At 74.9% G+C, this 4,758-nt stretch carries 3 protein-coding genes; all 3 read left to right on the plus strand.

Going from position 1 to position 4,758, the window contains the following annotated elements; all coding sequences use genetic code 11:
• Positions 1-48 precede the first annotated feature (48 nt).
• The 3 genes from ADY01_RS32940 to ADY01_RS32950 all read left to right on the plus strand — a co-directional run bounded on the left by ADY01_RS32940 (position 49) and on the right by ADY01_RS32950 (position 4,726).
• Positions 49-999 carry an ABC transporter substrate-binding protein gene (locus ADY01_RS32940; RefSeq protein ID WP_049580418.1) on the plus strand — a complete coding sequence of 317 codons (951 nt, stop codon included), beginning with the start codon at positions 49-51 and terminating at the stop codon, positions 997-999.
• Positions 1,000-1,006: 7 nt separating this feature from the next.
• Positions 1,007-3,103 (plus strand): iron ABC transporter permease, encoded by a 2,097-nt coding sequence (locus tag ADY01_RS32945; protein ID WP_053171467.1) that lies wholly within the window; start codon positions 1,007-1,009, stop codon positions 3,101-3,103.
• 354 nt (positions 3,104-3,457) lie between these two features.
• Positions 3,458-4,726: a bifunctional class I SAM-dependent methyltransferase/N-acetyltransferase gene (locus ADY01_RS32950; RefSeq protein ID WP_049580417.1), complete on the plus strand. Its 1,269-nt coding sequence runs from the start codon at positions 3,458-3,460 to the stop codon at positions 4,724-4,726.
• Positions 4,727-4,758 lie beyond the last annotated feature (32 nt).

Here is a 4,758-nt window from a genome sequence, read left to right on the forward strand (position 1 = left end):
GTCCTCGGCCGGGTCCTCGGTGCCTCCGCACTCGCCCCCCTCGCCGCCCTGGCCCTCGCGGCCACGCTGACCGCGTGCGGCACCACCGAGGACCCGGCCGAGGACGACGCCCCCGAGGCGTCCGCAGAACCCATCACCCTCACGGACGCCCGCGGTGAGGAGATCACGCTCGACGGCCCGGCCGTCCGTGTCGCCGGCACGGAGTGGAACGTCGTCGAGTACCTGATATCGCTCGGGATCCAGCCCGTCGGCGTCTCCGACATCGAGGGCTTCGAGAAGTGGGACAACGCCGTCGAGCTCGACGGCGACGCCACCGACATCGGCACCCGCGGCGAGCCCAGCCTCGACACGCTCGCCACCCTCGACCTGGACGCCGTCTTCGTCACCGACCAGCTCGTCGAGGGCGCCGTCGAGCAGATCGAACAGACGACCCCCGTCATCGTCATCCCCGGCGGCGACGCGGAGGACCCGATCGGCCGGATGTTCGAGAATGTGGACCTCGTCGCTCGGGCCACGGGCACCGAGGACCGGGCCGTCGCGCTGCGCGAGGACTTCGACGCCGCCGTGGCGGACGGCCGTTCCGCCCTCGCCGAGGCCGGGGCCGAGGGCGCGACCGTGGCGTTCAGCGACGCCTACCAGAGTGGAGAGGCCGTGTCGATACGGCCGTTCGGCGAGGGCTCGCTCATCGGCGGCGTCCTCGGCGAGCTGGGCTTCGCCAACGCGTGGAGCGAGGTCGAGGGCCTGGAGTTCGACGCGGTCTACGGCCTCGGCCAGACGGATGTCGAGGGCCTCGCGGCGCTGCCGGGGGACACCGCGTTCTGGTACATCGGAGGCGCGGACGAGACCGACCCGTTCGCCGAGACGCTGACCGGCAACTCCCTGTGGACCTCGCTGCCGTTCGCCGCGGACGCCCTCCGTCTCCCGGACTCCATCTGGATGTTCGGCGGGCCCGAGTCGATGATCCAGTTCATCGACGCCGCCGTCGAGGCCGCGAGCTGACACCGCGATGACGATCGGCACGCTCACCCAGCGGCCCGCCCCGCCCGGCACGCCGGCGCCGGCCGGGGTCCGCCCCCCGGCCGGACGGCTGGTCGCGCTGACCGGGGGCCTGCTCCTCGTTCTTGTCCTGCTCTCGGCCGTGCACCTGGTGCAGGGCACCGCGGCGGTGGGCGTCGCCGATCTCCTGGACTGGGCCCTGCACCCCGGCTCCGACCTGGAGGCCGCCGTCGTCGTCGAGTCCCGCATCCCGCGCCTGGCCGCGGGGCTCGCGGTCGGCGTCGCGCTCGGCACCGCCGGCTGCGTCATGCAGTCGATCTCCCGGAACCCGGTGGCCTCCCCGGACATCCTCGCCGTCAACAACGGCGCCCACCTCGCGCTCGTCACCGGCGCCGTCACGGGCCTGTCCCTCCCCTTCCTCGGCGATGTGGCGCTCGCGTTCGCCGGCGCCCTCGCGGCCTCGGCCGCCGTGCTCCTGCTGACCGGTAGCGAGTACGGCACGGTGCGGCTCGTCCTGGGCGGCACGGCGGTCTCCCTCGCCCTGGCCTCCCTCACCACGTCCCTGCTCATCCTCCGACCCATGGAGGGCACCGGCCTGTACGCGTGGTCGGCGGGCTCGCTGAGCCAGAACGGCCTGGGCACCCTGCGGCTCATGGCCCCGGTCATCCTCGCCGGCGTCGCCGTCCTGCTGCTCCAGGGCAGGCGGCTGGACGTCATGATGCTCGGCGACGACGAGGCCCGCGCGCTCGGCATCCCGGTGCGGCGCACGCAGCTCGGCGTCCTCCTGGCGGCCGTGCTGATGTCCGCCGCCGCGGTCGCCGCCACCGGCCCCATCGGCTTCGTCGGCCTGGCCGCGCCGGCGCTCACCCGGCTCCTCGTGCCGTATGTGCCGGGCCTGCACCGGCACCGGGCGCTCATCCCGCTCTCCGCGCTGATGGGTGTCGTCGTGATCCTCGGCGCGGACGTCCTGCTGCGCGCCGTCATGGGCGCGCAGGGCGCCGTGCGCGTCCCCACCGGCGTCGTCACGTCGCTGCTGGGCGGGCTCCTCATGGTCGCGCTCGCGCTGCGGCTGCGCGCCACGTCCATCGGCGGTTCCTCCTCGACCCTGGAGATCCGGGGAACGGGCACCCGCCGCCGGGCGCTGCTCACGTCGGCCGTGGCCGCGGTGCTGGTCGGCGTCCTGGCCGCCGCGGCGCTCGTCGGCGACCGGACGTTCCTGGTGGGCGACCTGGTGCTGTGGGCGCGCGGCGAGGCGGGCCCGCTGGTCACCACCGTGATGAGCACCCGCGTCCCCCGGCTCGCCGCGGCCCTCCTCGCCGGCATGGCGCTGGCCGTGGCGGGCACCACGATCCAGGCGGTCACGCGCAATCCGCTCGCCGACCCCAGCGTCATCGGCGTCGCCGGCGGCGCGTCCCTCGGCGCCGTCCTGATGGTGACGCTCACGCCCCTCGCCGGCTTCTGGGCGCTCACCGGAGCCGCGGGCGCGGGCGCCGCCGTGGCCGCCGCGGTCGTCTTCGTGCTGTCCGCGCGCGGCGGCTTCGCCTCCGACCGGCTGGTCCTCGTGGGCGTCGGCGTCTCCTATGTGACCACCGCCCTGGTGACCACGCTCATCGTGGCCACCGACCCGTTCAACGCGACCAAGGCGCTGACGTGGCTGTCGGGGTCGACCTACGGGCGCGCCTACGAGCACCTGGTGCCGCTGGCCCTCGTCTGCCTGGTCGTCATTCCCCTCGCCTGGGCCGGCCACCGGTACCTGGACCTGATCTCGATCGACGAGGACACCCCGCGTGTCCTGGGCCTGAACGTGCCCAGGACCCGGCTCGCCCTGCTGGGTTGCGGCGTCCTGCTGACCGGGACGGCGGTCGCCGCGATCGGCATGATCGGCTTCGTCGGGCTCGTCGCCCCGCACGCGGCGCGCACCCTTCTCGGGCGGCGCCACCGGTGGGTCATCCCCGTCGCGGCACTGCTCGGCGGGGCGCTCGTCGTCCTGGCCGACCTGCTCGGCCGGACCGTCATCGCCCCCGACCAGCTCCCCGCCGGGCTGCTCACCGCCGTGATCGGCACGCCCTACTTCCTCTGGCTCCTCCACCGCACCCGCGCCGCGTGACCGGACGCGGAGCCGGCCGACCGTCGGTGTTACCGTCATACCGCGCAGGGACAACCCGGTCGGCTGTGCGGGACCAGAAGGGGGAGGTGAGTGTATGACCGCCGTAGAGGCCGCTGCCGTGTGCAGTGCCCGGACCACTCCCACCTCCCGGGCCCCGGTCTGACCTGACGTTCACGCCCCCCGTTCGACGCCTCGGCTCGCGGGAGGCGCGCCCATCGCGCACATCGGGGCCCCTGTCCAAGGGTCTCTACGTTGTCTCAGCCTTCTTTCCTTCCGCCCTCGACTCCCCCTCCGCCGTCTCACCCTCCGCGTTCCCCCGCGGAGGACGGCCGGGACGAGGCGTCCGAGCGCGCCATGGTGCGCGCGCTTCTCGCCCTCCACGACCGGCTGCCCCGGCAGGGCCCCGGCTCGGACGCCACCACCCGGCGCCTGCTGGAGCTCGCCGGACGGCTGCCCGAGCGCCCCCGGATCCTGGACGCGGGGTGCGGCCCCGGCCGCTCCGCGCTGCTGCTGGCCGAAGAGGCCGGGGCGCGGGTGACCGCGGTCGATCTGCACCAGCCGTTCCTGGACGAACTCACCGACGAGGCCGCGCGCCGTGGCCTGGACCGGCGGATCACGGCGGTCGCCTGCTCGATGGACCGGCTCCCGTTCCCCGATCACGGCTTCGACGCGATCTGGGCCGAAGGGTCGGTCTACACCATCGGCTTCGACACCGCCCTGCGCGCCTGGCGCCGGCTGCTGGCCCCCGGTGGCGTGCTCGTCGTCACCGAGATCGAATGGACCGGCCCCCACCCCTCGGCCCGGGCCCGCGCCCACTGGGACGGGGTCTACCCGCTGCGCACCGCCGCCGCGAACGCCGCCGCCGCCCACGCCGCCGGCTACCGGGTCGACGCCCACTGGCCGCTGCCGGAAAGCGACTGGTGGACCGAGTACTACACCCCGCTCGGCGAGCGGATCGACCGGGCCGACCCGGCACGGCCGGGCATGGCCGCGGCGCTCACCGCACTGCGGGCGGAGATCGCCATGCGGCGCGAGCACGGCGGCGACTACGCCTACGCCGGCTACGTCCTGCGCCCCCTCGACACCCCTCACGCACACGCGAACGGAAACCCCATGACCGCCTGGACCACCCGCCCGGAGACCACCGGCGACATCGCCGCCATCCGCGCCGTCAACCTCGCCGCCTTCCCCACCGCCGAGGAGGCCGCCCTCGTCGACGCCCTGCGCGCCGACCCGGAGGCGTGGATCGACGGCCTGTCCATGGTCAGCGCGTCCCCCGACGGCACCCTCGCCGGACACGCCCTCCTCACCCGCTGCCACGTGGACGGACATCCGGCCCTCGCGCTCGCTCCGTGCGCCGTCCTGCCCGAGTACCAGAGGACCGGAGCCGGCTCCGCCGCCATCCGCGCCGCACTCGACGCCGCACGGCGGCTGGGCGAGAACCTCGTGCTGGTCCTCGGACACGCCGACTACTACCCCAGGTTCGGCTTCACCCCGGCCTCCCGCTTCGGCATCCGCGCACCCTTCGAGGCACCGGACGAGGCCATGATGGCCCTCACCCTGGACAGCGCCCGCCCGGCGCCGACCGGCACCATCCGGTACCCGGCCGCCTTCGGCGTCTGAGCGCACGGGCGGCGGGCGGGACGCTCCGGCGC

The organism is Streptomyces sp. SBT349 (assembly GCF_001083795.1).
Taxonomy (GTDB): domain Bacteria; phylum Actinomycetota; class Actinomycetes; order Streptomycetales; family Streptomycetaceae; genus Streptomyces.